The 26,144-nt window shown below is 65.5% G+C and carries 20 protein-coding genes and 3 tRNA genes; 6 read left to right on the top strand and 17 right to left on the bottom strand.

The window, feature by feature from the left end; translation table 11 throughout:
- Positions 1 to 17: 17 nt before the first annotated feature.
- From ACF8O7_RS04325 to ACF8O7_RS04255, 15 genes are all read right to left on the bottom strand, one after another.
- Positions 18 to 4,496, bottom strand: a complete 4,479-nt coding sequence (locus ACF8O7_RS04325) for a pilus assembly protein (protein ID WP_227472586.1) — start codon at positions 4,494 to 4,496, stop codon at positions 18 to 20.
- Positions 4,497 to 4,542: 46 nt separating this feature from the next.
- Entirely contained in the window at positions 4,543 to 5,136 is a 594-nt protein-coding gene (locus tag ACF8O7_RS04320) for a PilX N-terminal domain-containing pilus assembly protein (protein WP_126312329.1), read from the bottom strand.
- The gene (locus ACF8O7_RS04315) at positions 5,133 to 5,927 is read right to left on the bottom strand and encodes a prepilin-type N-terminal cleavage/methylation domain-containing protein (RefSeq protein WP_074923523.1); all 795 of its coding nucleotides are present in this window, start codon (positions 5,925 to 5,927) and stop codon (positions 5,133 to 5,135) included. The genes ACF8O7_RS04320 and ACF8O7_RS04315 overlap by 4 nt, the downstream gene beginning before the upstream one ends.
- 28 nt (positions 5,928 to 5,955) lie before the next feature.
- A complete protein-coding gene (pilV, locus tag ACF8O7_RS04310; RefSeq protein ID WP_227472587.1) occupies positions 5,956 to 6,477 on the bottom strand; it encodes a type IV pilus modification protein PilV in 522 nt (173 codons plus the stop codon).
- Positions 6,478 to 6,500: 23 nt separating this feature from the next.
- Positions 6,501 to 7,013 carry a GspH/FimT family pseudopilin gene (locus tag ACF8O7_RS04305; RefSeq protein WP_126312331.1) on the bottom strand — a complete coding sequence of 171 codons (513 nt, stop codon included), beginning with the start codon at positions 7,011 to 7,013 and terminating at the stop codon, positions 6,501 to 6,503.
- A gap of 464 nt (positions 7,014 to 7,477) precedes the next feature.
- A tRNA-His gene (locus tag ACF8O7_RS04300) sits at positions 7,478 to 7,553 on the bottom strand.
- Between the two features lie 255 nt (positions 7,554 to 7,808).
- Positions 7,809 to 7,884, bottom strand: a tRNA-His gene (locus ACF8O7_RS04295).
- Positions 7,885 to 7,958: 74 nt separating this feature from the next.
- On the bottom strand, positions 7,959 to 9,854 hold the full coding sequence (locus ACF8O7_RS04290) for a SurA N-terminal domain-containing protein (protein ID WP_126312332.1): 1,896 nt from the start codon (positions 9,852 to 9,854) through the stop codon (positions 7,959 to 7,961).
- Between the two features lie 57 nt (positions 9,855 to 9,911).
- Positions 9,912 to 9,987: transfer RNA gene (locus tag ACF8O7_RS04285), tRNA-Val, on the bottom strand.
- Between the two features lie 14 nt (positions 9,988 to 10,001).
- On the bottom strand, positions 10,002 to 10,274 hold the full coding sequence (locus ACF8O7_RS04280; RefSeq protein ID WP_012204727.1) for an HU family DNA-binding protein: 273 nt from the start codon (positions 10,272 to 10,274) through the stop codon (positions 10,002 to 10,004).
- Positions 10,275 to 10,726: 452 nt separating this feature from the next.
- Positions 10,727 to 11,296: a CDP-diacylglycerol--glycerol-3-phosphate 3-phosphatidyltransferase gene (pgsA, locus tag ACF8O7_RS04275; RefSeq protein WP_026062576.1), complete on the bottom strand. Its 570-nt coding sequence runs from the start codon at positions 11,294 to 11,296 to the stop codon at positions 10,727 to 10,729.
- A gap of 77 nt (positions 11,297 to 11,373) precedes the next feature.
- Entirely contained in the window at positions 11,374 to 13,326 is a 1,953-nt protein-coding gene (gene uvrC, locus ACF8O7_RS04270; protein ID WP_312839951.1) for an excinuclease ABC subunit UvrC, read from the bottom strand.
- A gap of 58 nt (positions 13,327 to 13,384) precedes the next feature.
- Positions 13,385 to 14,371: a Bug family tripartite tricarboxylate transporter substrate binding protein gene (locus ACF8O7_RS04265; RefSeq protein ID WP_392442501.1), complete on the bottom strand. Its 987-nt coding sequence runs from the start codon at positions 14,369 to 14,371 to the stop codon at positions 13,385 to 13,387.
- Between the two features lie 51 nt (positions 14,372 to 14,422).
- The gene (locus tag ACF8O7_RS04260) at positions 14,423 to 15,412 is read right to left on the bottom strand and encodes a hydroxymethylglutaryl-CoA lyase (RefSeq protein ID WP_043789697.1); all 990 of its coding nucleotides are present in this window, start codon (positions 15,410 to 15,412) and stop codon (positions 14,423 to 14,425) included.
- Complete coding sequence (locus ACF8O7_RS04255) at positions 15,409 to 16,626, bottom strand: CaiB/BaiF CoA transferase family protein (RefSeq protein WP_392442498.1); 1,218 nt, start codon at positions 16,624 to 16,626, stop codon at positions 15,409 to 15,411. Before ACF8O7_RS04255 ends, ACF8O7_RS04260 begins: the two co-directional genes overlap by 4 nt.
- Before the next feature lie 168 nt (positions 16,627 to 16,794).
- Here ACF8O7_RS04255 and ACF8O7_RS04250 point away from each other — a divergent pair, with 168 nt between their 5' ends.
- From ACF8O7_RS04250 to ACF8O7_RS04230, 5 genes are all read left to right on the top strand, one after another.
- Complete coding sequence (locus ACF8O7_RS04250) at positions 16,795 to 17,679, top strand: LysR family transcriptional regulator (protein ID WP_392442495.1); 885 nt, start codon at positions 16,795 to 16,797, stop codon at positions 17,677 to 17,679.
- A gap of 5 nt (positions 17,680 to 17,684) precedes the next feature.
- On the top strand, positions 17,685 to 18,818 hold the full coding sequence (gene earP, locus ACF8O7_RS04245) for an elongation factor P maturation arginine rhamnosyltransferase EarP (protein WP_392442493.1): 1,134 nt from the start codon (positions 17,685 to 17,687) through the stop codon (positions 18,816 to 18,818).
- Positions 18,819 to 18,981: 163 nt separating this feature from the next.
- Positions 18,982 to 19,536, top strand: coding sequence for an elongation factor P (efp, locus tag ACF8O7_RS04240; RefSeq protein ID WP_016445346.1), 555 nt, complete (start codon positions 18,982 to 18,984; stop codon positions 19,534 to 19,536).
- 153 nt (positions 19,537 to 19,689) lie between these two features.
- Positions 19,690 to 20,298 carry a DUF2239 family protein gene (locus tag ACF8O7_RS04235; RefSeq protein ID WP_016453014.1) on the top strand — a complete coding sequence of 203 codons (609 nt, stop codon included), beginning with the start codon at positions 19,690 to 19,692 and terminating at the stop codon, positions 20,296 to 20,298.
- 47 nt (positions 20,299 to 20,345) lie between these two features.
- Positions 20,346 to 21,767, top strand: a complete 1,422-nt coding sequence (locus tag ACF8O7_RS04230) for an MATE family efflux transporter (RefSeq protein WP_392442492.1) — start codon at positions 20,346 to 20,348, stop codon at positions 21,765 to 21,767.
- Between the two features lie 64 nt (positions 21,768 to 21,831).
- Here ACF8O7_RS04230 and adhP read toward each other — a convergent pair whose 3' ends face one another.
- Positions 21,832 to 22,860, bottom strand: a complete 1,029-nt coding sequence (adhP, locus tag ACF8O7_RS04225) for an alcohol dehydrogenase AdhP (RefSeq protein ID WP_016445343.1) — start codon at positions 22,858 to 22,860, stop codon at positions 21,832 to 21,834.
- 150 nt (positions 22,861 to 23,010) lie between these two features.
- A complete protein-coding gene (gene rimO, locus ACF8O7_RS04220; protein WP_034368655.1) occupies positions 23,011 to 24,405 on the bottom strand; it encodes a 30S ribosomal protein S12 methylthiotransferase RimO in 1,395 nt (464 codons plus the stop codon).
- On the opposite strand from rimO, the gene ACF8O7_RS04215 reads away from it, so the two are divergent.
- Positions 24,404 to 26,059, top strand: coding sequence for a recombinase family protein (locus tag ACF8O7_RS04215; protein WP_392442491.1), 1,656 nt, complete (start codon positions 24,404 to 24,406; stop codon positions 26,057 to 26,059). The two genes, rimO and ACF8O7_RS04215, sit on opposite strands and share 2 nt — an antisense overlap.
- The last annotated feature ends 85 nt before the right edge of the window (positions 26,060 to 26,144 follow it).

The following is a 26,144-nucleotide window of genomic DNA, read 5'->3' as shown; positions in this document are numbered from 1 at the left end:
TGTGGATGGCATGGCGGTCACGGGTTCGCGGGCTGGCGGCGCCAGCTCTGTCGCCCCCGGTCCACTCCGCTGTTGATATCGTCGCCCCCGGTCTTGACTGGGTCTCCCGCCCCGCTTGGCTTTCCGCTGGAGTCGAAGATCTTCGCGCCGCTGATGGTGGGCCTGCCCGGCCCCACCTCGCGGCCGTTGACCTGCTGGCCTGCCAGGTTGTCGGAGGCGTTGAAGATGCCGTCGCCGTTCACATCGAAGGCGACATAGTCGGTCTTGCCCCCGGTGTCGGGATCGATGGCGTAGATCGTGCTGGCCAGACCCGCGGAGCAGGGGTCGCCCAGCGGCGGCCGGATGGAGGTGAACACCAGTCCCCGCCCGTACAGGCTCATGTCGTAGACCAGTCTTTCGCCGTCGCGCGGCAGATCGACGTACCAGCCCCAGCTGTGCACATTGGAGTCGGCGGTGCTGGTGGCGTCCTTGTACCAGGTGACCGGGTTGGCCGACAGGGCGAACTTGCCCGGAAAGCCGCTCACCTGGGTGAACTGCTGGGCCTGCAGATCCCCGCGTCCCTTGCCGGCGGTAGGCAGCGGCTGCGGCGCAGTCGTAGCGGGTGTGCCGTAGCGATCCCAGATACCGAACACCGATTGCCGGCGCATGTCCAGCTTGTCGTCATCCGTCATGAAGCGGCCCGTGCCGAAGGCCACCACATCGCCCTTGCCGCTGGAGTGCCGCACCACGTAGGGGGCGGTGGTGATGGACAGCCGCTTGCCGCCGCTGCGTTCGGACTCGCGTGCCACAAAGAACAGTTGCGCATTCCATGAGCCGCTGGCACCGCTGGCCAGGTCCACGCGCCATACATTGCCCGCAAGATCACCGGCATAGGCCACGTCCACCTTGCCATCGCCGTTGTTGTCCACCACGGCGGCGCGCGACAGGCCGTTCTTCGGCGCAGGCAGCGCGCTCAGCTCTGCGGCCGTCATGCCTGCCGCGAAATCAAAGCGCCGGATGACCTCGCCACTGGAGACATCCAGCACAAACAGGCTGGACTCGCCGGAGGCGCTGTTCGACGCCTGGTAGCCATTGGACAGGAATACCACCCACCTGCCCTTGGACCGGCCGGCGTCGTTGAGCCGCGCAACGACGGGCGTTGGCATCGAGTAACCCATGCGTTCGTCCTGTTCAACGCCGAACTCCCACAGCAACCGGGGGGAGGTGGGGTCCGTGACGTCCAGCGCGAAGACCTGCCGCCCGCCCGCGCCCAGGCTGCCGACCAGCACCCTGTGCCAGGCGTTGCCGAAGTAGACATCGGAGACCACGGGCGTCCCGTCCACGAAGTAGCGGTGGGGAGCGCCGCCCGCGCCATACCGGGACGTCAGGACATTGAGCGAATTCTTCACCCCCGATGGAATGAAGGCGAACTCCTCCTTGCCAGATGCCGCGTCGAAGGCGTGCAGCATGCCGTCGTTGGCGCCCACATACAGCATCTCCTTGGCAGCCTGTTTCGCGGCAAAGGCGGCATAGGTGGTGCTGCCCTCCAGCTTGTCCGCAGCGGAGGCGCGGTACAGGCCGCCCTTGACCCGCACCAGCGAGGAATTGACGATGTCGCCCAGCACATTGGGCTTTCCGCTGGCCAGGGGCTTGCGCACGCGCAAGTCATCGCGCACCTCGCCACGCAGGAACTCGATGCGCTTTTTTGCCTGGCCATCGGCGGAGTTCGTGGCCGGGTCCGTGTTGAGCACGGCCAGCCAGGACGCATCGGAACGCTGCCCGCTGAGACTGGAGTACGTGAAAGGGCTCAGCGACACGGCACTGCCGGTCCTGCTGGGGTAGTAGATCTTGCGGTCATCGGCGGACCGCTCCGACAGTAGTTCCGCCGCGCTCCACACCAGCGTTCTGTCGCTGGTGGTGAGCTTCTCGCGGATGACATCGCCGCTCCAGTACTGGACCTCGAACGTGGTCCGGTACAGGTCGGCGCCTTCGCCCAGTGTCGCCGTGGGCATGTCCACGCTGACCGCCGTCACGGAACTGATGTTCTGCAGGATGTCGTTGAACGCCTTGGTCAATTGGTCCTTGAGCGTGCCGGCATTGGTCACCAGAAAATAGTTGTCCGGATCTCCCGTGATCTTGGAGGGGTCGCGGTCCGGCACGCCGTACTTGGCGGCATACCACAGCGGGCCCTTCAGGAAGCTGCCCGCGTCGGTCGCATTGCCGGGAGTGAAGCTGCGGGTGGCCGTGAGCCCCAGGTTCGAGCATTCCGTGCGCTGCTGGGCCGAGATGCTGCCCCGGCAGTAGCCCGGATCGCGATTGGGGGGCGTGTTGTAGGCGTAGTAGGCCGAGGCCGTGTCCTTGTCACGCACCTCCAGGTACATGCCGTCCTTGGTGGTGCCCGAGATCACATAGCCCATGTGCTGCCCCAGGCCGCCAGCGGCGTACTCGGACACCATGTCGATCTTCACCTTGCCATCGGCCTGCAGCGCGATCGTGTAGCGCGCGATGGCGTCCATGTCATGGTCGGCGCCCTGCTCCACGTCCTCGTAGTTGATGCGGAACTCCGCATAGGGCCGCCCGCCATTGACCGAGGCATCGATGTCCGCCTTGCCCGTGTTGGCAATGTTGACCACGTAGTAGTCGACGATCTGGTTGGTCGGCGTGAAGACCGCATTGTTCACGGTGCTGCCACCGGCACTGCCGGAGACGGTCTTGGCAAACGGTGCAATGGTCACAAAGCGCTTGCCGCCGATCGGAAATCGTATTTCCGGCAGCGGTGACGCAATGGCCACGGAGTAGGTCCTCAGCGCATTCTTGCCCTGGCTGTTGCCGAAGATGGCATTCCTGGCGCCGAAACGGGCCACGCCTGCGGCATAGTAGGTGCCTTCCTTGCTGGGCTCCTCGGGAGACAGGCCGCGCGCCCATGACAGGTCTGCAATGGTCTTGACCGAAGGAGCCTGGTCGGCATTGGCCGACGTTGACTGGCCGATGAAGAAGTTCTTCCCGTCTATGCGCTCGGCCGAGCCGATGGCCGCCACCTCGTCTGAGACATTGAAGCCATTGAGGGCGCTGGCGCCGACGCTCGCGTAGCGGCTGCCGGGCAGCTTGCCGTCGTAGGAGGGATTGATGTCGCTGAGCACCGTCATGACGGGACGGGAGCAGTACTGGTAGCCGCCCCCGCCTTCGGCCTTGGCCCTGTAGGGCGTTTCCCAGGCGGGCTTGGACAGGCCCAGGGACGCATCCTTGGAGGAGCCGCCGGCGTAGTCATAGATGCCGAGGGCCTGGGATGCGCCGCCGAAATAGCGCATGGTCTCGAACATCATCTCGCTGATGGGGTTGCCCCACATGGCGCACTTCGAAGGCTTGTCCAGCGAACTGATGGGGCCGGACGTGATCCAGCCGCATTCCACGTATTTGCCGCCGGTGTAGCCGATCAGCCGCTGGCGGTCTATGTTGGCGACCACGCCATTGACACCCGTCTTGAACTGGCCCGTCTGAGGGTCGACTTCCTCTGCGAAATTGCCGATATTGCGGCGCAGCACGCCGCCGGCGATGTTTTTCTCGTACGAGCCTGTGAGCAGGCCGAAGTACATCTTCCCGTTCTCCCCGAAGTCGTGCAGCAGCCCCGTGGGCTTGTAGACGGTCTTGCCGCCGTTGGGATAGGCCTTGCAGCTGGGCTCGAGCAACTGGACATTGCTGCTGGAGCAGGCCTCCACAAGCAGGTTGTAGTCGGTGATCCTGCTGCTGGCCCGCGCGCACGAATTGCCGCCTGCACAGTTGCTCTGCCCTGCAAAGCCCTCCTGGGACACCCAGTCCCAGATCTGGAACGAGGAGTCATTGAGCACGCGCAACTGGGTGATGACGCCAGCGGCCTCCCCCAGCGTGGTGACGGCAAACAGATGGCGCGTGCCGACCGCCGGCGGGCGCAGCGGCGCATAGTCCGAAATGCTGTAGACCTTGGCATCCCGCGCAGGGTCATAGGCCTTGCCCCAGCTGTGCGCATCCCTGGGAATGTAGGCGGTCTGCAAAACGGTGCGCGAAGCCGTGTCCTCCGCACGCATGCCGCCATAAAGCACGCGGCGTATGGCGTCCATGCGCGATGTGCCCAGATAGTTCAGGAAGTCGCCGCTCCAGTGGTTCGAGCACTTTTTCCTATTGCTTCCGGTCGCTGCCTGCGAGGGCACGAAAACACCCTTGGAATAGCTGTAGCAGACGTTGTTGTTGAAGTAGCCGTAGTAGTCGATCTGGTCCGGCTTGTACCCGACATCGATCACACCGTCGCCGTTGAGGTCGGAGGCATCGTTGTAGGCCTCGTAGTACAGCTTGTGGTCACGCCCCATCACCAGCATGTTCAAGGGCGCCAGCGCCTGGTTCACGAACAGCGGCATCTGGGACAGCACGGTGTCCGCGCGCCCCTGGGCATGCGCCGGCGTACTGGCCAGTGCCAATGCGCACGTCCACAGCGCCAGGGCCGGCCACGCGCGTGCCCGGCCCTGGCGCCCCCTCGGGCCATGCATGGTTTTCCAACTTGCAATGCGAGCCATTGAAGCTCCCTCCCCCTGCTTACTTTATGAACATGTTGACGCTGGACCGCAGGCACAGCGCATCCGCTCCGCAGGCCTGGGCCTGCTCCTTTTCCGTGGCCTGGGCATTGACCTCATAGAAGTCCGTGCAGCCGGTGGCGGGTGCATCCAGCGCGGACGTCGCACTACCCGACTTGGGACAGGCGGTCGTGATGTATCGGGGATACCAGTACCCATCGGGCTTCTGAAACCCGGCCGCCTTGGCCTTGGTCGTCCGGAAATCCGTACCGAGCCCGATGGAGTCCGTACGCACATCGGATACCGAGCAGGGAATGCCGCTGCTCTCGGCCACCGGAGTGCCGGCGCCATTGCAAGGCTTGAGTGCGACGGCATGCTCCAGCAGCTTGCGCTCACCTTCTCGCAGCGTGCCATCCGCGGTTTCATACAGCCGCTGGCTATCCACCATGTTGGCTGCGATGCGCGCCTCCAGCGTGGCCACGCGCATGCCGACCACCGCCAGCAGCAACACCAGCAGCAGCATGATCATGGATACCAGCAAGGCATTGCCGCGCTGGCACCCGTGCAGGACACAGGACATGCAGCGGCGGCTCCGGGCTCCGATCAGCGCGGTCATGGCATCAGATTCCTCAGGGTGAGCGTGCCGGTGGCCAGTTGCAGCAGGGAGCCGGCATTCGCATCGCATCGGGCCGGGACACCGCCCAGTTGCGCCCAACGCTCGCAGACGGTGGAGGTCATGCCCTGCGTCACCTTGCCGGAGCTTTCCAGCAAGAGGGCAAGGCGCAGGGAACGGATGGCTTCCTGCGTCCCGGGCAACGTGGCCGTGAAGGCATCGACCCTGCGTATCGCGCCGGGCGCTGTCTGCCGATCGATGCCGAACTCGAAATGCACCGCCCGCACGCCATCGGCGAGCGGCACAACCTCCTGCGCGGCCCGGCAGACCAGCACACCACTTTCGACGGTGTATTTCTCCGCGAACATGCCGGTCGCCGGCGCCGGAGCGTCATAGGGGCCCGCGGCCCCCAGGTTCGCCGGCGTGCCCGCACAGTCGGTTTCCGCAGCGTCCCGGGGCTGGAAGCGAAGGCAGATGGTCTGCGCGTCAGCCGCGTAGAGCGCCTGTCCCTGGGCGAACTGGCAGCCGTTGGGATGGGGCGAGGAATCGGCAGGAAATGCGTCGAACATCGCCTGCGAAGGATCTCTCCTGTAGCCTGCCTTGGAGAACTCGGAGTCCAGCACGGCCAGCGCCAGCCGGCTGTTGCCGAGGTTCTCGCTCTGCCCCACGCGAAAACCGAAGCTCGACAGCCCCTGCATGTAGATGGTGGTGGCAATCAGCACGAGGAACAGGCCGATGGCCAGCGCCACCAGAATCTCCACCAGGGACAGGCCCGCCTGGGACGGCATGCGCATGCGGCACGCCCGTGCGCCCGGCCCGCGCTCAAAGCCGCGACCGCAGCGTGAATGTGCAAAATTCATTGTCGCTTCCATCCAGACATTGGCCTTTCTTGACCGGCCAGGCCACCGTCACGGACACCAGGCCGTCGGCATCGGCGCTCACGGCGAAGGAGGTGTCGATGCGGTCCTCGGTGAGATCGGGCACCAGCTTGCGGGCCCGCTCGCCCCAGCAGGCCAGGCGCTGCGCCCGCGGCTGCGGCAAAGGCTGGCAGGCCACGGGTGCCGCGGGCATCGCGGCACCCTCCAGCTTCTGGTAGCCGCCCAGTTCCGCCACGGGCGCGCCCTTCGCGTCCAGGACCGTGGCCGTGTCCCCCCGCAGGGTCTCCAGCAGTTCGGAAGCCAGCATGGATGCCATCTGGCGACGCTCGGTATCCACGGTGTATTCAATGGCACGCACATGGATGCGCACGGCGCCCAGCAGCCCCACGGCCACCAGCAGCACGGCGACGAGTACCTCGACAAGGCCTGCGCCGCGTTGCCTGCGAGAAGGAAAAGGAATGGACATGTTGCAGACCCGTTGCACGCGCATCAGCAACTGCCGCCGGCAGGCAGCCGCTGCTGGCGCACAAGCCCGGCGCGAGTCACTCTCAGGCATTGCATGCGCGTGGCATGGCGAGCCGTGACGGTCAGCGTGTACAGCGTGCTGGCGCCGGAGAACTGCCTGGCGGTCCCCGTGGTTTCGAACAGGACACCCTGGGAAGAATCACCGGAGGGCGAGACGGTCACGGCATCAGGCACCCGGGCCTCGCGCACCAGTTGCCCACCCGTCTTGGCGGACCATGTCTGCCCCGCGCCCACGAAGCTGCTTTCCACCCGTTTGTAGACCGCTTCGGAGCGAGCCAGCTGCAGCAGCGACTGCAACTCGAGCGCAGCCGAGCTGACGCGCTGGTTGGCTATTTGGGCGATGAAGGAAGGAGCGGCCAGAGCGGCCAGAATCGCGACCAGCGCCACCACCACCATCATCTCGATGAGGGTGAAGCCACGGGGCCATTGCCATGTGCTGCCTGGACAGCCGTTGCGCGTGTAACCGGGGTTTTTCATGCAAGCGTGCTTCTCGTTGCCGGGGAACCATGCGACAGGCCTGCAAGTCCTGCGCCATTGCTCTTGATTGATGTTTGCAATCGTAATTCAAAGGCAATTTGGAACACCTATTGACACAGGTTATGGGACAAATATAGGACTTGTCTTATAAAAACCTGCGCAAAGCGCAACACCCCAGCCAGCAAGCCCGGCCCGCCGTCCGCGCACGCAAGCTTGGCGGGACGGCCCGCGCAACGGGCATGGCATGGCATGGCATGGCCACGGTGGCGATAGGGCAGGTCCCGAAGTCAGGAGGCAGGCCTCGCACCAAGCGCCTGAAAATCCACCGCAGCATGCGCGGTTGCAATCCAGCCGCAGCGCAATTGGCGATGCGAATATCCCGTCTGCTTTCAGCCCGAGGAAGAAAAAGTTTTCGCCCAAAGCAAAAATCCCCAGTGCATTTCTGCACTGGGGATTTTCTTGTTTGGGGTGGCTGATGGGGCTCGAACCCACGACAACAGGAATCACAATCCTGGACTCTACCAACTGAGCTACAGCCACCGTTGAAGCATTCGATTATATGCCAAAAACCAGCAGGCAAATGCTTTGGAACAGGCGTTGCGTGACGCATCGGGAGCAGCCGGAACAAAGGCGCATCGGGGATGCGGGCAACGGGCAGGATGCCGCCATCCTCCATGCAGCCGCAGCCGGCAGGAGCCTTGCCAGGCGTCCCTGGACGCTTTCGGGGGCAACCAGTCCCCCTGCCGCCCAAAGCAAAAATCCCCAGAGCATTTCTGCTCTGGGGATCTTTTTATTTGGGGTGGCTGATGGGGCTCGAACCCACGACAACAGGAATCACAATCCTGGACTCTACCAACTGAGCTACAGCCACCGTAGAAGAACGCTATTCTATTCCAAAAAACTGCTTGATTTCTGAAATTTCTGTTTTTCTAGAAATTTCCCTCATCAGGGGCGCGGGACCTTGATCTGCACCTTGAGCTGTTTCTTGAGAAGCTCGTAGTATGCCATAGCTTCCGCCACGGCCGAGCTTCGCAGGAAGTCCTGCTTCTGAGCGGCAGCCGCCTGCGCATCATCGGCCGGACGCTCGACGATGCGGTTGATCTTGACCACGGCATAGCCTTGCGCGCCCAGGTCAACACCCGTCCACGCAGGCAGCTGGGCCGTGGGCGCACGCAGGGCAGCGTCCACCACTTCGCGCGACTGGCCTTCGGGCTGGTCACGGCTGATCACCTTGGCTGCGGGCAATTGCGCCGCGTCAGGCTTGGCCTTCCATGCGGCGAGCTTGGCTTCGCCATCGGCCTTGGCCAGTTCGGCGGATTTTTGCACCACATACAGGGTGCGCAGCTTGTCGCCGACCTCGGCCATGGGCAGCGTGCGGGCAGGCGTGTACTCCACCACGCGGCCGGCCACCAACTGGTTGGAACCCAGCTCCACCGCATCGGTGTTGCGCTTGTTGTTGAGCGAATCGCTGGAGAACAGCGCCTCCAGGAAACGGGGATTGGCCAGGGGGCCCTTGACGTTGGGGCCGGGCTGGCGCGTCACATGGTCTGCCTTTTGCACGGTGAGCTTGAACTTCTCGGCCACGGGCTGCAGGCTGTCCGACTGCTCGTAGACCGCGTTGGAGAAGCCTTCCGCCAGTTCGGCGAACTTGCGCTGCGCCTGCTGCTGCTTGAGTTCGGCCTCCAGCTTGGGACGCATCTGCTCGAAGCTCGGTGCCTTGGGCTTCTTGATGTCCACCAGCGAGATGATGTGGTAGCCGAAGTCGCTGTGCACCACGTCGCTGATGTCGCCGACCTTCATGCCGAAGGCTGCGTCCTCGAACGGCTTGACCATGGCACCACGGCCGAAGTAGCCCAGGTCGCCACCCGATGCAGCGGAGCCGCCGTCCTGCGAGTTGGCCTTGGCCAGCTCGGCGAAGCGCTTGGGGTCCTTGCGCAGCTCGGCCAGCAATTCCTCGGCCTTGGCCTTGGCTTTCTCCTGCTCTGCCGCGGGGGCATCCTTGGATGCGTTGATCAGGATGTGGCTGGCGCGGCGCTCCTCGGGACCGGCCAGGCGCTCGGCGTTCTGGTTGTAGTAGGAACGCACATCGTCTTCGCTCAGCGTGATGCCGGCCTCGATGCTGGGCACATCCAGCAGCAGGTATTCCACCTTGGCCTGCTCCAGTTGCTGGAACTGGCTGGTGTGGGCGTCGTAGTAGGCCTTGAGGTCGGCCTCGGTGGGCTGGACCTTGCTGGCGTAGGCGCTGGCTTCGAAGCGTGCCACCTGCACTTCGCGGCGCTGGTACAGCGCATCGATGGCCTGCTTGACCTGGGCGTCGGTCGCAAAGGCCGTGCCCGTGACGCCACCCATCACCTGGTTCATGGACAGTTCGCGGCGCAGATTGGCCTCGAAGCCCTCAGGCGTCAGGCCCTGCGATCCGACCAGGGCGCGGTAGGCTTCGGCATCCATCGAGCCATCCGGCTTCTTGAGCGCGGCAATCGCGGGAATCTCCTGCAGCGTGCGCACCAGCTGTGCATCCGATGCGGCCAGGTGCATCTTCTGCACGGCAGCGGCCAGCACCTGGTCACGCACCATCTTCTCCAGCGTGGCGTAGCGCGCCTGCGGCGAATCCAGCAGCTTGGGGTCGACGTTGGGGTTCTCGGCGCGCAGGCGGTCGCTTTCCATGCGGTGCGCGTTCTCCCAGTCGGCCTGTTTGATCTCATGTCCATCCACACGCGCGACGATCACGCTGGATTCGGTGAAGTAGTTCTGGTTGACCCCCACGAAGATGAACGAGGGAATGATCAGCAAGAACAACAAGATCATCACGAACTTGGAATGCTTGCGGATGGATTCGAACATGGTCTGTCTTTCAGTGGCAGAAATAGAAAAGGCGAACTTTCGTTCGCCTTTTGTTCTTGGTGGGTGCTGACGGGGTCGAACCGCCGACCTACGCCTTGTAAGGGCGCCGCTCTACCAACTGAGCTAAGCACCCCACCTTGACTGGTGTCAGTTCAGGGCATCCTTCAATGCCTTGCCCGGACGGAACTTGGGAACCTTGGCGGCCTTGATCTTGATGGTCTCACCGGTGCGGGGGTTGCGGCCCGTGCGGGCGGCGCGCTTGCCAACGGCGAATGTACCAAAACCAACGAGCGACACTGTACCACCCTTTTTGAGGGTTTTCTTCACAGCCTCAATCGTGGAATCCAGTGCGCGAGCAGCCGCAGCCTTGGAGATGTCGGCGTTGTTAGCGATGTGCTCAATCAGTTCGGTTTTATTCACAAGATGCCTCTGGAGAAATAAGTGAATGGAATGTCTCTGCGGCCACCAACTTGGCGCGACCAGAAACCCGGCGCGACGGATACGGAATCTGGCTTGCCGTTCGACGCTTGCCTCGGGGCAGGCATCGGTGAATTAAAGCCATCGACCTTCCAGGTGTCAATGCACGCTGTGCATCGCAACGACAGGGCACGATTCTATGCGGTTTTGGCGCCAGCTTTGGCTTTGCGGCCGGTTTTTTGCGCGCAGCGGGTGCTAGCGGCTTCACGAATTGACAAGGGTTGACAATGGACTTGCCCGCCGCAGGCCTTGCCAGTGCTGCAATGCGCCTCACCGCTTCGCATCCACGACGCCGCAGCCGCTGCCCTGCCTGATTCAAATGCTTCCAAAAATATAGCAACGCCAGACAGTTTGACGTGTCTGGCGCAGGATCCCGGGAACGGCCGGAAAGGCCCTCAGTGCGTGACCCGCGCGCGGATCTCGGGCAGGGCTTTTTGCAGGTAGTAGACCATCGACCAGACGGTGAGCACCGCCGCCACCCAGATCAGCACCTGGCCCCAGACGCCAGTGTCGATCATGCCGAACACACGGCCGTCGTACAGCAGGAAGGGGATGGCCACCATCTGCGCCGTGGTCTTGAGCTTGCCCAGCATGTGCACGGCCACGCTCTTGCCCGCGCCCAGGTGGGCCATCCATTCGCGCAGGGCCGAGATGGCGATCTCGCGGCCGATGATGATCAGGGCCACGAACACATCGGTGCGCTGCAGATGCACCAGCACCAGCAGCGAGGCGCAGACCAGGAACTTGTCGGCCACGGGATCGAGGAAGGCGCCGAAGGCCGATGTCTGGTTGAGCTTGCGCGCCAGGTAGCCGTCCAGCCAGTCGGTGGCCGCGAAGACGATGAACATGACCGTGGCGACCAGGTTGCGGGTCGCCACGTCGAAAGGCGCATAGAACACCCCGACGATCAGCGGAATCGCGACGATCCGCGTACAGGTCATCAAGGTGGGGATTGTGAGAAACATGGCCGCCATTGTGTCACGTACCTTGGTGTTTGAGGTTCTGTTTGCGGGCCTGCGGTGCAGCCCGCGGGACAGTCGTTTCAATGCAATGCACGGTAGATATCTTCAGCCAGCGCGGCCGAGATGCCGTCCACGCTGCACAGGTCTTCCACCGTGGCTTCCGACACGCCGCGCACGCCGCCGAAGCGCTGCAGCAGGCGCGCGCGCTTCTTGGGGCCCACGCCCGGAATCTCCTCGAGCTTGCCGCCGCCCACGCGCACCTTGGCGCGCGCCGCGCGCATGCCGGTGATGGCGAAGCGGTGGGCCTCGTCGCGGATCTGGGCCACCAGCATCAGCGCGGCCGAGTCGTAGCCCAGGTAGATCTTCTCGCGCCCGTCGGCAAAGACCAGTTCTTCCAGGCCGACCTTGCGCCCCTCGCCCTTTTCCACGCCCACGATGCGCGAGACATCGAGCCCCAGCTGCTCGAAGACTTCGCGCGCCATGCTGACCTGGCCCTTGCCACCGTCGACCAGCACCAGGTCCGGCAGTTGCGGCTGCTTGCCGGTGAGCTCGGCACCGCCCGCCTCTCTTTGCGCCTCGGCCACGCGGCTGTAGCGGCGCGTCAGCACCTGGCGCATGGCGGCATAGTCGTCACCGCCGGTGATGCCTTCGATGTTGAAGCGCCGGTATTCGCTGCTTTGCATCTTGTGGTGATGGAAGACCACGCAGGAGGCCTGCGTGGCCTCGCCTGCCGTGTGCGAGATGTCGAAGCACTCGATGGTGAGTTCGTCCAGGTTCTCGCAGGCCAGGTCCAGCGCCTCGACCAGGGCGCGCGTGCGCGCCTGCTGCGAGCCTTCTTCGGCCAGCAGGCGGGCCATCTGGATGTCGGCGTTCTTTTGCGCCATCTCCAGCCAGATGCGCCGCTGCTCGCGCGGCTGCTGCACGGCGGTGATGCGCACGCCGCCTTGCTCGCTCAGCAGCGCCAGCAGTTTCTTGTCCACCGGGTGGCTGACGATGAGCACGGGCGGCACGGCCACGCCGGTGTAGTGCTGGGCGATGAAGGCCTCCAGCACGATCTCCTCGACCGGCCGCGCGGACTCGGCAAGACTGGCCTCTTCCTCGCCGGCGTAGACCGAGGCGGCATCGCCCAGGTTGGCGGGAAAGTACGGCCGGTCGCCCAGGTGGCGGCCGCCGCGCACCATGGCCAGGTTCACGCAGGCGCGGCCGCCCTGCACCTTCACGGCGAGGATGTCCACGTCGCGGTCGTCGGCGGTTTCTATGACCTGCTGGTGCAGCACGCGCGACAGTGCCGTCATCTGGTTGCGCACCTCGGCGGCCTGCTCGTATTCCATGCGCCCGGCGTGCTCCATCATGCGGGCCTCCAGCTGGCGCAGCAGTTCCTGGGTCTCGCCGCGCAGCATGGCCTCGGCATTGCGCACATCCAGCGCATAGGCTTCGGGCGAGATCAGGTCCACGCAGGGGCCGGAGCAGCGCTTGATCTGGTAGAGCAGACAGGGCCGCGAGCGGTTGGCGAAGACCGTGTCCTCGCAGGTGCGCAGCCTGAAGACCTTTTGCAGCAGCTGGATGCTTTCCTTGACGGCCCAGGCATTGGGATAGGGGCCGAAGTAGCGGTGGCGCTTGTCCACGGCGCCGCGGTAGTAGGCCATGCGGGCGAAGAGCTGGTGGGCCGGCTCGCCATCCCGGCCGTCGCGCGCGGCCACGCCGGTGATCTTCAGATAGGGATAGCTCTTGTCGTCCCTGAACAGGATGTTGTACTTGGGTTGCTGCGTCTTGATCAGATTGTTTTCGAGCAGCAGGGCCTCGGCCTCGGAGCGCACCACCGTGGTCTCCATGCGGGCGATCTTGCCCACCATGTGGCCTATGCGCGTGCCGCCATGGTTCTTGGTGAAGTAGCTGGAGACGCGGCGCTTGAGGTTGATGGCCTTGCCCACGTACAGCAGCGCGCCTGCCGCGTCGAAATAGCGGTAGACGCCGGGCAGACCCGGCAGCGCTGCCACCTGGGCCAGCAGTTCATCGGAATGGGGTTCGGACATGCGCCTATTGTGGCCGCTGCCCGGGCCCGCCGCAGCGGGCCTGCGGGCCCTCGGGCTCTTACTCGGCCTCGATCTTCGAGGACTTGACCACCTGGGCCCAGTTGGCCCAGTCGGTCTTGACCATGGCGCCGAGCTGCTGCGGGTTCATGTAGTCGGCCGTGGCGCCCTGCTCCTGCGCCTTTTGCTTGAAGGCCGGGTTCTCCACGACCTTCTTGAGGTCTGCCGTGAGCTTGTCGATCACGGGCTTGGGCGTGGCGGCGGGCGCGAACACAGCAAACCAGGAGGTGGCGTTGACGCCTGCGTAGCCGGCCTCGGCCGTGGTGGGCGCATCCGGCAGGCTGGGCAGGCGCTGCGTGCCGGTGACGGCCAGCACGCGCAGCTTGCCGCTTTGCACATGGGGCATGAAGGGCGGCGCCGTGCCGAAGGTCAGGTCCACCTGGCCACCCAGCAGGTCCTGCAGCGCGGGGCCCGTGCCCTTGTAGGGGACGTGGACCATCTTGATGCCGGCCTGCTGCTCCAGCATGGCGCCGGTCACGTGCTGCAGCGATCCGTTGCCGGAAGAGGCGTAGTTCAGCTTGCCCGGGTTGGCCTTGGCATAGGCCACGAGTTCGGCCAGCGTCTTCACGGGCAGCTCGGACCGCACCACGATGATCTGCGGCGCCGACAGCACATTGGCCACGGGCTGGAAGTCGCCCTGCTCCCAGGTGCGGGCCTTGGTCAGGTGTGGCGAGATCACGTGATAGCCCGAGTACTGCATGAGCAGGGTGTAGCCATCGGCCTCGGCACGCTTGACCAGGCTGGCCGCGATGGAGCCGTTGCCACCGCCCTTGTTGTCCACCACCACCGACTGGCCGATCACCGGCGCCAGCGCCTGGGCCGCCATGCGCGCGGCCAGGTCGGTGGTGCCGCCGGCTGCGGCCGGCACGATCATGGTGATGGTCTTGGCGGGGTAGCCGCCCTGGGCCAGCGCGGCCGTGCCGCCCAGGCCCAGTCCTGCGATGGCCATGGCCACGGCTGCGATCTGTCTGCGTTGAATCTTCTTCATCTTTGTCTCCTTGGTTTGCTCGGTTCTTGTGAATGAGAATGCGCGCCGGCCTCAGCCCTTGGCCAAAGCCCGTTCGCGGATGGCTGCGAACTCGGCCGGTGGCTGGTGCAGGTCCAGCCGCGCGCCGGCCTTGGCGATCTGGCTGGCCGTGTCATGGCCGATCAGCGCGGGCAGGCTGCGCGCGGCCGCGACGATCTGCGCCAGGTCCACGCCGGTGTCGTAGCCCATGAGCTGCAGCGCGTGGACGATGTCCTCCGTGCAGGCATTGCCCGAGGCGCCCGGCGCATAGGGGCAGCCGCCCAGGCCGCCGATGGAGGCGTCGAAGCGGTCGCCGCCCGCCTCGATGGAGGCCAGCACATTGGCCAGCGCCATGCCGCGCGTGTTGTGGAAATGCAGGGTCATGCCCAGCTGCGGCCAGCGCTGCCGGAAGGCGGCCACCATGGCGCGCACCTGGGTCGGGAAGGCCATGCCCGTGGTGTCGCACAGCGTGATGCCCTGCACGCCCAGATCGGCAAAGCGCTGCACCCAGCCGAAGACTTCCTGCTGCGGCACATCGCCCTCCATGGGGCAGCCAAAGCAGCATGACAGCGAGACGTTGACGGGCACGCCCGCCTGCTGCGCCGTGGCCACGACCTGGGCCAGCGCCGCGAACGACTGGCTGCGCTGCATGCGCAGGTTGCACAGGTTGTGGGTCTCGCTGACCGACATGACCAGGTTGAGTTCGTCCGTGCGCGCCTCGATGGCGCGCTCGGCGCCCCGCGCATTGGGCACCAGGGCGGTGTAGACGGTGCCGGGGCGGCGCTCTATCTCACGCATGACGATTTCGCCGTCGCGCAGCGCGGGAATGGCGGTGGGCGAGACAAAGGCCGTGACCTCGATCTTGGACAGGCCGGCCTGCGACAGCGCATTGACCAGGGCGATCTTGTCCTCGGTGGGGACGAAGGCCTGCTCCATCTGCAGCCCGTCGCGCGTGCCGACCTCGTTGAAGAAGACGCGGCGGCCCGCGCCCTGCCAGACATCCGTGGTGTGGACGGCGTTCATTGGATCACTCCCTTGCTGCGCAGCAGCGCAATCTGTTGGGCCGTGAGGCCGGCCTCGGCCAGCACGGCATCGGTGTCGTCGCCCACATGGGGGGCGCTGGTGCGCACCGTGCCCGGCGTGAGCGAGAGCTTGGGCACGATGCCCGGCACCTCGATGTCGTCGCCGTCGCGCGTGTGCTGGCTGAGGATCATGTCGCGGGCGCGGTAGTGCGGGTCCTCGGCAATGTCCTTGGCGGTGTAGACCTTGCCGGCCGGCACGCGTGCGGCGGCCAGCTGGTCCATCACGGCCTGCACGCTCTGCGTGCGCGTCCAGCCGCCGATGACGGCATCGATCTCGGCAATGCGCGCCACGCGGCCCGCGTTGTCGGCCAGTTGCGGATCGTCGGCCAGGTCCTGGCGGCCGATGGTGGCCATCAGGCGCTTGAAGATGGAGTCGCCATTGCCGGCCACCAGCACCCAGCCGTCCTGGCAGGGATAGGCGTTGGACGGCGCAATGCCCGGCAGCGCACTGCCCGCCGCCTCGCGCACGGCACCGAAGGCGCTGTATTCGGGCAGCAGGCTTTCCATGACGTTGAACACGGCCTCATGCAGCGCCACGTCGATGACCTGGCCGGCACCGCCGTTCACCTTGCGGTGGTACAGGGCCATCATCACGCCGATCACGCCATGCAGCGCGGCCAGCGTGTCGCCAATGGACACGCCCACGCGTACCGGCACCCGGCCCGGCTCGGCCGTCAGGTGGCGCAGGCCGCCCATGGCCTCGCCGATCACGCCAAAGCCCGGTAGGTCGCGGTAGGGGCCGGTCTGGCCGTAGCCCGAGATGCGCAGGATGACCAGGCCGGGGTTGAGTGCATGGAGCTCTTCAGGCGACATGCCCCAGCCTTCCAGCGTGCCGGGGCGGAAGTTCTCGACCAGCACATCGGCCTCGGCGATCAGGCGCCGGGCGATGTCCTGGCCCTCCTGCTGGCGCAGGTCCAGCGCCACCGAACGCTTGTTGCGCGACTGCACCTGCCACCAGACCGAGGTGCCGTTCTTGATCAGGCGCCAGTTGCGCAGCGGATCGCCCGCGCCCGGCGCCTCGATCTTGACCACGTCGGCGCCGAACTCGCCCAGCGTCTTGCCGCAGAACGGCCCGGCGATCAATTGCCCCATCTCGACCACGCGCACGCCGCTGAGCGCGCCGGGTGTGGGGGCCTGCCTTGTCTGTTGTGTCATGGGTAAGCGCTTCCTCTTTGTCTCCTGCGGCCGGCCTCCGATGGCATTGCCGCGGCGCCGATCTTGCCGCCGTCCGCGCCGGCCGCAAAACGCTCAAGCGCGACGCTGCCATCGCAAACCGGCATGGCAGAACCCAGCCGGGCGGGGCCGGGCGATAATCGCCACCCCATGAAACTCGACCCGATCTCGCTGCGCCTGTTCGTGGCCGTGATGGAGGAAAGCGCCATCGCCCGCGCCGCCGCACGCGAACACATCGCCCCCTCGGCCGCCAGCCGGCGGCTGGCCGAGCTGGAGAGCCAGCTGCAGGTGGAGCTGTTCACCCGCAGCAACCGCGGCAGCGTACCCACGGCCGCCGCCTTTGCACTGCTGAACATGGCGCGCGGCGTGCTCAATGACCTGGACGGCATCGGCGAGCAGATGCGCGAGTACGGCAGCGGCCTGCGCGGCCATGTGCGCGTGATGGCCAACATCTCGGCCATCACGCAGTTCCTGCCGTCCCAGCTGCAGCGTTTCCTGGACCAGCATCCGCATGTGGACGTGCGCCTGCAGGAGCGCGTGAGCAGCGACATCGCGCGCGCCGTGGCCGACAACGAGGCCGATATCGGCATCCTCAACCAGGGCAGCTACGGCGAGAAGATCCGCCTGCGCCCCTACCGGCGCGACCGCCTCATCGTCATCGTCCCCCAGGGCCATGCGCTGGCGCGCCGGCGCTCGCTGCGGCTGGCCCAGGTGCTGGACCATGACCTGGTGGGCATGCACGCCGGCAGCGCGCTCAACCACCAGATCACGCGCGCCGCGGCCGACCTGGGCCTGCAGCCGCGGCTGCGCATGAAGGTCACGGGCTATGACGCGCTGTGCCTGATGGTGGCCTCGGGCCTGGGCGTCGGCATCCTGCCCGAAGGCAGCGCACGCCTGTACCTGGGCGCCCTGCCGCTGCGCTGCCTTGCGCTGGACGAGCCCTGGGCCGAGCGCCAGCTGATGTTGTGCGTGCGCTCGCAAGAGGCACTGCCGCCAGTGGCGCAGTTGCTGGTCGAACACCTGTGCGAACCCTGATTCCGATGCTTGCCTTCAACCCCATCCCCCCGGACCCTCTGCCAGAGCAGGCCGCCGCACGGACCTGGGACATCTTCTGCCAGGTCATAGACAACTTCGGCGACATCGGCGTGTGCTGGCGCGCGGCGGCCGACCTGGCCTCACGCGGCCAGCGCGTGCGACTGTGGATGGACGACGCCAGCGCCCTGACCTGGATGGCGCCCCGGCCGCACCCGGCCGGACTCAGCGTGCACGGCTGGCCCACGCAGGCGCAGGACATTCCGCAGGCCGTGGGCGATGTGGTCATCGAGGCCTTCGGCTGCGAGATTCCGCCGCCCTTTCTGGCGGCCATCGCGCGCCGCGCACCGCTGTGGATCAACCTCGAATACCTGTCGGCAGAGGACTATGTGGAGCGCTGCCACCGCCTGCCCTCGCCGCTGATGTCGGGGCCGGCTGCGGGGTTGACGCGCTGGTTCTTCTATCCGGGCTTCACGGCCGCCACGGGCGGCCTGCTGCGCGAGCCGGACCTGGCCGCGCGCCAAGCGGCTTTTGCTTCCGGGGGCCGGCAGGCCTGGCGCACACGCCACGGCATAGGCACCGGCGATTGCGCCATCTCGCTGTTCTGCTACGAGCCCCCTGCCCTGCCGCACTGGCTGTACCAGCTGCATGCAGCGCCCCCTGCGCCGCAGGCCACGCATTTGCTGGTGACCCCGGGGCGCGCAGCCGCCGCCGTGCAACAGGCCATGACCAGCGTGCCCGCCACGGAACAAGGCGCGGTGACCCGGCATGCGCTGCAGCCCTGCCCCCAGCCGCAGTTCGACGAGATGCTCTGGGCCTGCGACCTGAACCTAGTGCGCGGCGAGGATTCGCTGGTACGTGCGCTGTGGGCCGGCCAGCCCCTGGTCTGGCACATCTATCCCCAGCACGACGACGCCCATCACGACAAGCTCGACGCCTTCCTGGACTGGCTGCAGGCGCCGGCCAGCCTGCGCGCCTTCCACCATGCCTGGAACGGCATGGCACCCGCAAGCACCCTGCCCGCAATCACGCCTGCGCTGCTGCAGCAATGGCAGGAATGCGTGCAGGCGGCGCGCCTGCGGCTGCTGCAACAGACCCCATTGATTGAGCAGCTGCAAGCTTTCGTGACCGAAAAAAGCTAGAATGCACGTTTTGCCTCCCTGGAGGCGCCGTTGCGGGCGACCGCCAGCCGGCCGCCATCGACCAACCAGGGTTGCACCCGCCGCGGAACTGCGGCAGGCGCACCGTCCCAGCGACTTCGCTTGCCTGCCCTGTTGAGCGGCTTCAACCTCAGCCAAGCAAGCTATGAAAATCGCTCAAGAAATCCGCGCCGGCAACGTGATCATGCACGGCAAGGACCCGATGATCGTCCTGAAGACCGAATACGCTCGCGGTGGCCGCGGCGCCGCCACCGTGCGCATGAAGCTCAAGGCCCTGCTGTCGAACATGGGCACCGAAGTCGTGTTCAAGGCCGACGACAAGATCGACAACGTGATCCTGGACAAGAAGGAGTGCACCTACTCCTACTTCGCCGATCCGATGTACGTCTGGATGGATGCCGAATACAACCAGTACGAAGTGGAAGCCGCCAACATGGGCGACGCCATCAACTACCTGGAAGACGGCATGCAGGCCGAAGTCGTGTTCTACGACGGCAAGGCCATCTCCTGCGAACTGCCCACGTCCGTGGAACGCGAAATCACCTGGACCGAACCCGCCGTCAAGGGCGACACATCGGGCAAGGTGCTCAAGCCCGCCAAGATCGCCACCGGCTTTGAAGTGCCCGTGCCCCTGTTCGTGAGCCAGGGCGACAAGATCGAAATCGACACCCGCACGGGCGAGTACCGCAAGCGCGTCTAAACAACGCTTGCAGTTCCCTCTGCGAAGCCCCTGGCAGTCTCTGCCAGGGGCTTTTTCTTTGGGCGCGCGGCATCCATGCAGATATTTACCCGGGTTTAATTGACTTGCAGATTTTACCCGGCTAATATCCAGCACATGACTACCGACTCTTGCATGGCGGGCGCCGAGCCCGCACCCAGCTACACCATCTTCCAGGGCCATGGCCGCCTGCTGCAGGGGGACAGGCCTGCCGTCCTGCAGTTCCTGCAAAGCCATGAACAGCAGCCGCAAGGCAGCGGATCGGCGCCGCCGCTGTGGGTTTTCGACGACCACAGCGGCATGCGGCTGGACCTGGACTGGCGCAGCGAACTGGCCGCATCGCCCGCACCCGGACAAGCCGCCGCACCGCGCAGCGTGGGCCGCCCCAAGCTGGGCGTGGTGGCACGCGAAGTCACATTGCTGCCACGGCACTGGGAATGGCTGAACCGCCAGCCCGGCGGCGCCTCCGGCGCACTGCGCAGACTGGTGGACGAGGCGCGTGGCAAGCATGCCGCACAGGATGCCGTGCGCGCCGCCACCGAGGCCGCCTACCGATTCATGAGCGAGATGGCGGGCGACCTGCCCCATTTCGAGGACGCCAGCCGCGCCCTCTTTGCACACCAGGCCGACGCCTTTGCAAGGCACACCGCCACCTGGCCCGAGGATGTGCGAAGCTATCTGCAGCAACTGAGCAGCGCTGCCTGGTCCTCGCCGCCATCGCCGCCATCGCCAGCGCAGGACTGAAGCCCCCGCCTTCCATTGCATTTTCTCGTCGCATTAACAGACACAACATGACGAAACCTAACGAACCTCTGCCCCAGGCTGCTGCGCCTGCCGCATCCAGCCCCGCCGGGCCGCCCATCGCCCACGGCACCCAGCCGCTGTGGCGCACCTTCCTGGTGTTCCTGGGCCCCATGGTCCTGGCCAATATCCTGCAGTCGCTGTCGGGCACCATCAACAGCGTCTTCATCGGCCAGATGCTGGGCGTGCAGGCCCTGGCGGCCGTCGCGGCCTTTTTTCCGGTGATGTTTCTCTTCATCGCCTTCGTGATCGGCCTGGGCGCAGGCTCCTCGGTGCTGATAGGCCAGGCCTACGGTGCGCGCATGCACGACAAGCTGCGCGCCATCGCAGGCACGGCCATGTGCATAGGGCTGCTGTTCGGCGCCGTCGTGGCCCTGTTCGGCGGACTGTTCACCGAGCCGCTGATGCGTCTGCTGGGCACGCCGCCCGACATCATGGAACAGGCCACGCTGTATTCGCGCATCGTGCTGCTGGGTATGCCGGGGCTGTTCGTGTTCCTGCTGGCCACCTCGCTGCTGCGCGGCGTGGGCGACACGGTCTCGCCCATGCTGGCCCTGCTGATCTCCACCGGCACGGGCCTGGCCTGCACGCCGGCGCTGATCGCGGGCTGGGGCGGCCTGCCGCGCCTGGGCGTGGCCAGCGCGGGCGTGTCCATGATCCTGGGCTTCACCCTGGCCCTGGCCTGGCTGGGCTGGCGGCTGCGCCGCATCGGCAGCCCGCTGGCGCCCAATGCCGCGCTGTGGAAGGCGATGCGCATTGACCGGACCCTGCTCAAGAGCATCCTGCGCGTGGGCATTCCCACGGGCGTGCAGATGATTGCCTCGTCCATGGCCGGGCTGGTCGTCGTGTCGCTGGTCAACGGCTTCGGCTCCAGCGCCACGGCCGCCTATGGCGCGGTCAACCAGATCAACTCGTTTGCGCAGTTTCCCGTGATCTCGGTGGCCATCACGGCCTCCATCCTCGGAGCCCAGGCCATTGGCGCGGGACGCAGCGAGCGCCTGGGAGCCATCACGGCCACGGCCATCCGCATGAACCTGGCATTGGGCGCCGCCCTGGCCCTGATCGGCAGCCTGTTCGCGCGGCCGCTGCTGGGCATGTTCATCACCGACGAGCAGGTGCTGGTGCTGGCCATCGAGCTGCTGTACATCGTGCTGTGGAGCGGCCTGCTGCTGGGCTGCTTCATTGCCCTGTCGTCCATCATGCGTGCCAGCGGCGATGTGGTCATTCCCACGGCCATCACCATCACGGTGCTCGCCGTGCTGGAGCTGCCCCTGGCATGGTGGCTGAGCCGCAGCTTCGGGCTGATGGGAATCTGGATGGCCTTTCCGCTGTCCTACACCCTGACGCTGTGCCTGCAGACCGCCTACTACAAGCTGGTCTGGAAGAAGCGCCCGATCCGCCGCATGGTGTAAGGCGTGCGCCATGCAAAACAGGCTTCCCGAGGGAAGCCTGTTTTTTTTTGGGGTGGGCAAAGCGTCAGGCGTTCAGGTCCAGCACCACGCGCCCTTCGATCTTGCCTTCATGCATGCGCGCGAAGATGTCGTTGATGTTCTCCAGCCGGTCGGTGGACACGGTGGCCTTGACCTTGCCCATGGCCGCGAAATCCAGCGACTCCTGCAGGTCCAGCCGCGTGCCCACGATGGAGCCGCGCACCGTCACGCCGCTGAGCACCATGTTGAAGATGGGCAGCGGGAAGCTGCCGGGCGGCAGGCCGTTGAGCGACACCGTGCCGCCGCGTCGCACCATGCCCAGCGCCTGCTCGAAGGCCTTGGGCGAGACCGCCGTCACCAAGGCGCCGTGCGCGCCGCCGATCTCTTTTTTCAGATAGGCCGCAGGGTCCGTGGTCATGGCATTGACCGTGACCTGTGCGCCCAGGCGCCGGGCCAGCGCCAGCTTGTCGTCATCCACGTCCACCGCCGCCACGTTCAGGCCCATGGCCTTGGCATATTGCACGGCCATGTGGCCCAGGCCGCCGATGCCCGAGATCACCACCCAGTTGCCGGGCCTGGTGTCGGTGACCTTCAGGCCCTTGTAGACCGTGACGCCCGCGCACAGCACGGGAGCGATCTCGATCAGGTCCACGCTGCCGGGCAGCAGGCCCACGAAGTTGGCATCGGCCAGCGCGTACTGCGCAAAGCCGCCGTTGACGGAGTAGCCGGTGTTCTTTTGCTGCTCGCACAGTGTCTCCCAACCGCCCAGGCAATGCTCGCAATGGCCGCAGGCCGTGTAGAGCCAGGGAATGCCGACGCGGTCGCCCTCCTTCACATGGGTGACGCCTGCACCCACGGCGGCCACATAGCCCACGCCTTCGTGGCCGGGAATGAAAGGCGGATTGGGCTTGACGGGCCAGTCGCCCTGCGCCGCGTGCAAATCGGTATGGCAGACGCCGCAGGCCTCGATCTTCACCAGCACATGGCCGGGATCGGGCCTGGGCACCGGGACTTCCTCGATGGTGAGCGGCTTGCCAAACTCCCGCACCACGGCGGCCTTCATGGTCCTGTTCATTCGCGCCATCCTTTCTTTGCGTCAAAGTAGGTACAGCATTTCAGCGAAGCGACCTGAACGCCTTGATCAAAATCAGGCCTTGAACCATCAAGGACAAAAAAAGCGGGCAAGGAAAACCTTGCCCGCTTTTCAGGGATGCGAATGCAGGCCTTACACAGGCTGGCCCACCAGGTCGTGGCCCTGCGTGCCCACGATGCGCGCCTTCACGAAGTCGCCCACCTTGTAGGTCTTGCTGGCCTTCTCGGGCGGCAGCAGGTGCACCAGGCCATCGATCTCGGGGGCATCGGCATAGCTGCGGCCCACGCCACCCTTCTTACCCAGGCCCACGGACTTGTCCACCAGCACCTGCATGGTCTGGCCGACGCGCTTTTGCAGGCGCGCAGTGGAAACCTCCTCGGCCACGGCCATGAAGCGCGCGCGGCGCTCCTCACGCACTTCCAGGGGCAGCATGCCGGGAATCTCGTTGGCGGCAGCGCCTTCGACCGGGCTGTAGGCAAAGCAGCCCGCACGGTCGATCTGCGCCTCGCGCAGGAACTGCAGCAGGTGCTCGAACTCCTGCTCCGTCTCGCCGGGGAAGCCGGCGATGAAGGTGGAGCGGATCACCAGGTCGGGGCAGATTTCGCGCCAGCGCTGCAGGCGCTCCAGGTTCTTTTCACCGTTGGCGGGGCGCTTCATGCGCTTCAAGACATCGGGATGGCTGTGCTGGAAGGGCACGTCCAGATAGGGAAGCACGCGGCCCGTGGCCATGAACGGAATGATCTCGTCCACGCTGGGGTACGGGTAGACATAGTGCAGGCGCACCCAGGCGCCATAGGGCTCGGCGATCTCGGCCAGCGTCTGCACCAGTTCGAGCATGCGTGTCTTCACCGGCTTGCCGTCCCAGAAGCCTGTGCGGTACTTCACGTCCACGCCATAGGCCGAGGTGTCCTGGCTGATCACCAGCAGCTCCTTGACGCCGCCCTCGAACAGCGCACGCGCCTCCTTGAGCACATCGCCCACCGGACGCGAAACCAGATCGCCGCGCATGGAAGGGATGATGCAGAAGGTGCAGCGGTGGTTACAGCCCTCGGAAATCTTCAGGTAGGCGTAGTGCCTGGGCGTGAGCTTGATGCCCGCCTCGCCAAAGGCGCCCGGCACCAGGTCGATGAAGGGATCGTGCGGCTTGGGCAGATGGGTGTGGACGGCATTCATCACCTCCTGCGTGGCGTGCGGACCGGTCACGGCCAGCACGCTGGGATGCACTTCCTGGATCAGGTTGCCGCCGTCCTTGCCCGCCTTGGCGCCCAGGCAGCCCGTGACGATGACCTTGCCGTTCTCGGCCAGCGCCTCGCCAATGGTGTCCAGGCTCTCGCGCACGGCGTCATCGATGAAGCCGCAGGTGTTGACGATCACCAAGTCAGCGCCCTCGAAGGTCTTGGAGGTCTGGTAGCCCTCGGCGCTGAGCTGGGTGAGGATGAGTTCGGAGTCCGTGAGTGCCTTGGGGCACCCCAGGGATACCATACCTATACGGGGTAGCCGATCCACTTTGACAGCAGTTTCATTCATGGGAAAAACTTCTAAAGGTCTTGTCTATAGCTACCTGCGGTTCTCGGACCCCAAGCAGTCAACGGGGGGCAGCACGGACAGGCAGCTGGCATACGCGGAAAAATGGGCCTCAGAGCACGGCCTGCAGCTTGACAGCAGCCTGACCCTCCGCGACGAGGGCCTGAGCGCTTACCACCAACAGCACATCAAAAGTGGCGCGCTCGGGGTGTTCCTGCGGGCCGTGGAGGACGGACGTGTACCGCATGGATCTGTGCTGATCGTGGAGGGGCTGGACCGCCTCTCTCGCGCAGAGCCCATCCAGGCTCAGGCGCAACTGGCCCAGATTGTAAATGCGGGCATCACCGTGGTCACAGCGAGCGACGGAAAGGCCTACAGCCGCACCCGGCTCAAAGAAAATCCCATGGATCTGGTCTACAGCCTGCTGGTGATGATCCGCGCGCACGAAGAAAGCGACACGAAGAGCAAGCGGGTCAAGGCCAGCATCAGGCGCCTGTGCGAGGGGTGGCAGAACGGCACGTACCGGGGGCACGTGCGCCAGGGACATGACCCGGAATGGGTCAAGGAGGTGAAGGGGGGTTGGGAGATTGACGCCGACCGTGCGGCCGCAGTACGCCGGGCTGTGCAGCTGTATGTCCAGGGGCACGGCGGCAAAGGTATCGTCCAGCGCCTTGACGCCGAAGGCCTGCAGCTCTACACCACGTCCGCCGAAAACAGGACACACCAGATCTACCGCCTGCTCAAGATGCCGCAGCTCGCTGGCATCAAGCCCATCTCCATCGATGGCGAGGAGTACCAATTGCGTGACTACTACCCTGCCCTATTGAGTGCAGACGAGTGGACGGAACTGCAGCGGGTGGCAGCGCAGAGCGGCCGACGGCGGGTGAAGGGGGATTTGCCGCACGTCATCACTGGACTGGGCATCACGATCTGCGGATACTGCGGCCGCCCGATGTCTGGCCAGCACCTCGCCACCAAGAATCGACTGCCAGATGGGCGCCTGCGCGACGGAAACCGGCGCCTACTCTGCGCCTCGGCAGCCGCCTATGGTGGCGGCTGCCCTGTGTCGGGCAGCACAAGCGCGGCGCCAGTGGAGCGGGCCATCATGTCTTACTGCAGCGACATCGTGAACCTGCAGGCCCTGTACGGGGCAGACCGCAGCCAGGCGCCGCGCGCCCAGGTGGTAGCAGCACGCCAGGAGGTGGACCAGATCAGCGCCCAGCTCGACAAACTCACCGATGCCATGCTTGCAAGTGCCGACGAGGGCACGCCAGCCGTTTTCGCGCGCCGCGCACGACAGTTGGAAATCGAGTTGGATGCCGCCCAGACTAGGCTACAGGCTGCCGAACTGGATCTGGCCGGCGCGGCGCGCACCGACATTGCAGGAGCCGACGCCGCATGGCGCGCATTGGCGGCCGGCGTCGAAGCGCAACAGATTGAGCCCAGGCTGCAGGCCCGCCAGCTGGTGGCGGACACGTTTGAACGCATCGTTGTGTACGCGCGCGGGGTCAACCCTGACCCTGAGGCCGAGCGCGACTACAAAATTGACCTAGTGCTGATTGCACGCGGCGGCGTAGCTAGACTGTTAACGATGGACCGCCGGGGCAATTGGATCGCAGGGGAACAGTCAGCAACCCAAGATCAAGCACATCAATAATCCAAAAGCAATGGCCACATCTAAAGACTTTCATTTCAGTAGGGAAATATAGCACAAATAGACAACATTCCTACTTCTCGTATCA

This window comes from Delftia sp. WSY_16 (assembly GCF_043104415.1).
GTDB lineage: Bacteria > Pseudomonadota > Gammaproteobacteria > Burkholderiales > Burkholderiaceae_C > Comamonas > Comamonas tsuruhatensis.
Note: the sequence above shows the minus strand (reverse complement) of the source record. Positions and strands in the feature narration are given on the sequence as shown.

Bases quoted from the DNA above. Each gene is read 5' to 3' on its own strand.
- ACF8O7_RS04325 (WP_227472586.1), bottom strand. From the start codon at position 4,496: ATGCATGGCCCGAGGGGGCGCCAGGGCCGGGCACGCGCGTGGCCGGCC.
- ACF8O7_RS04320 (WP_126312329.1), bottom strand. From the start codon at position 5,136: ATGACCGCGCTGATCGGAGCCCGGAGCCGCCGCTGCATGTCCTGTGTC.
- ACF8O7_RS04315 (WP_074923523.1), bottom strand. From the start codon at position 5,927: ATGCGCATGCCGTCCCAGGCGGGCCTGTCCCTGGTGGAGATTCTGGTG.
- pilV (WP_227472587.1), bottom strand. From the start codon at position 6,477: ATGTCCATTCCTTTTCCTTCTCGCAGGCAACGCGGCGCAGGCCTTGTC.
- ACF8O7_RS04305 (WP_126312331.1), bottom strand. From the start codon at position 7,013: ATGAAAAACCCCGGTTACACGCGCAACGGCTGTCCAGGCAGCACATGG.
- ACF8O7_RS04290 (WP_126312332.1), bottom strand. From the start codon at position 9,854: ATGTTCGAATCCATCCGCAAGCATTCCAAGTTCGTGATGATCTTGTTG.
- pgsA (WP_026062576.1), bottom strand. From the start codon at position 11,296: ATGTTTCTCACAATCCCCACCTTGATGACCTGTACGCGGATCGTCGCG.
- uvrC (WP_312839951.1), bottom strand. From the start codon at position 13,326: ATGTCCGAACCCCATTCCGATGAACTGCTGGCCCAGGTGGCAGCGCTG.
- ACF8O7_RS04265 (WP_392442501.1), bottom strand. From the start codon at position 14,371: ATGAAGAAGATTCAACGCAGACAGATCGCAGCCGTGGCCATGGCCATC.
- ACF8O7_RS04260 (WP_043789697.1), bottom strand. From the start codon at position 15,412: ATGAACGCCGTCCACACCACGGATGTCTGGCAGGGCGCGGGCCGCCGC.
- ACF8O7_RS04255 (WP_392442498.1), bottom strand. From the start codon at position 16,626: ATGACACAACAGACAAGGCAGGCCCCCACACCCGGCGCGCTCAGCGGC.
- ACF8O7_RS04250 (WP_392442495.1), top strand. From the start codon at position 16,795: ATGAAACTCGACCCGATCTCGCTGCGCCTGTTCGTGGCCGTGATGGAG.
- earP (WP_392442493.1), top strand. From the start codon at position 17,685: ATGCTTGCCTTCAACCCCATCCCCCCGGACCCTCTGCCAGAGCAGGCC.
- efp (WP_016445346.1), top strand. From the start codon at position 18,982: ATGAAAATCGCTCAAGAAATCCGCGCCGGCAACGTGATCATGCACGGC.
- ACF8O7_RS04235 (WP_016453014.1), top strand. From the start codon at position 19,690: ATGGCGGGCGCCGAGCCCGCACCCAGCTACACCATCTTCCAGGGCCAT.
- ACF8O7_RS04230 (WP_392442492.1), top strand. From the start codon at position 20,346: ATGACGAAACCTAACGAACCTCTGCCCCAGGCTGCTGCGCCTGCCGCA.
- adhP (WP_016445343.1), bottom strand. From the start codon at position 22,860: ATGAACAGGACCATGAAGGCCGCCGTGGTGCGGGAGTTTGGCAAGCCG.
- ACF8O7_RS04215 (WP_392442491.1), top strand. From the start codon at position 24,404: ATGGGAAAAACTTCTAAAGGTCTTGTCTATAGCTACCTGCGGTTCTCG.
- rimO (WP_034368655.1), bottom strand. From the start codon at position 24,405: ATGAATGAAACTGCTGTCAAAGTGGATCGGCTACCCCGTATAGGTATG.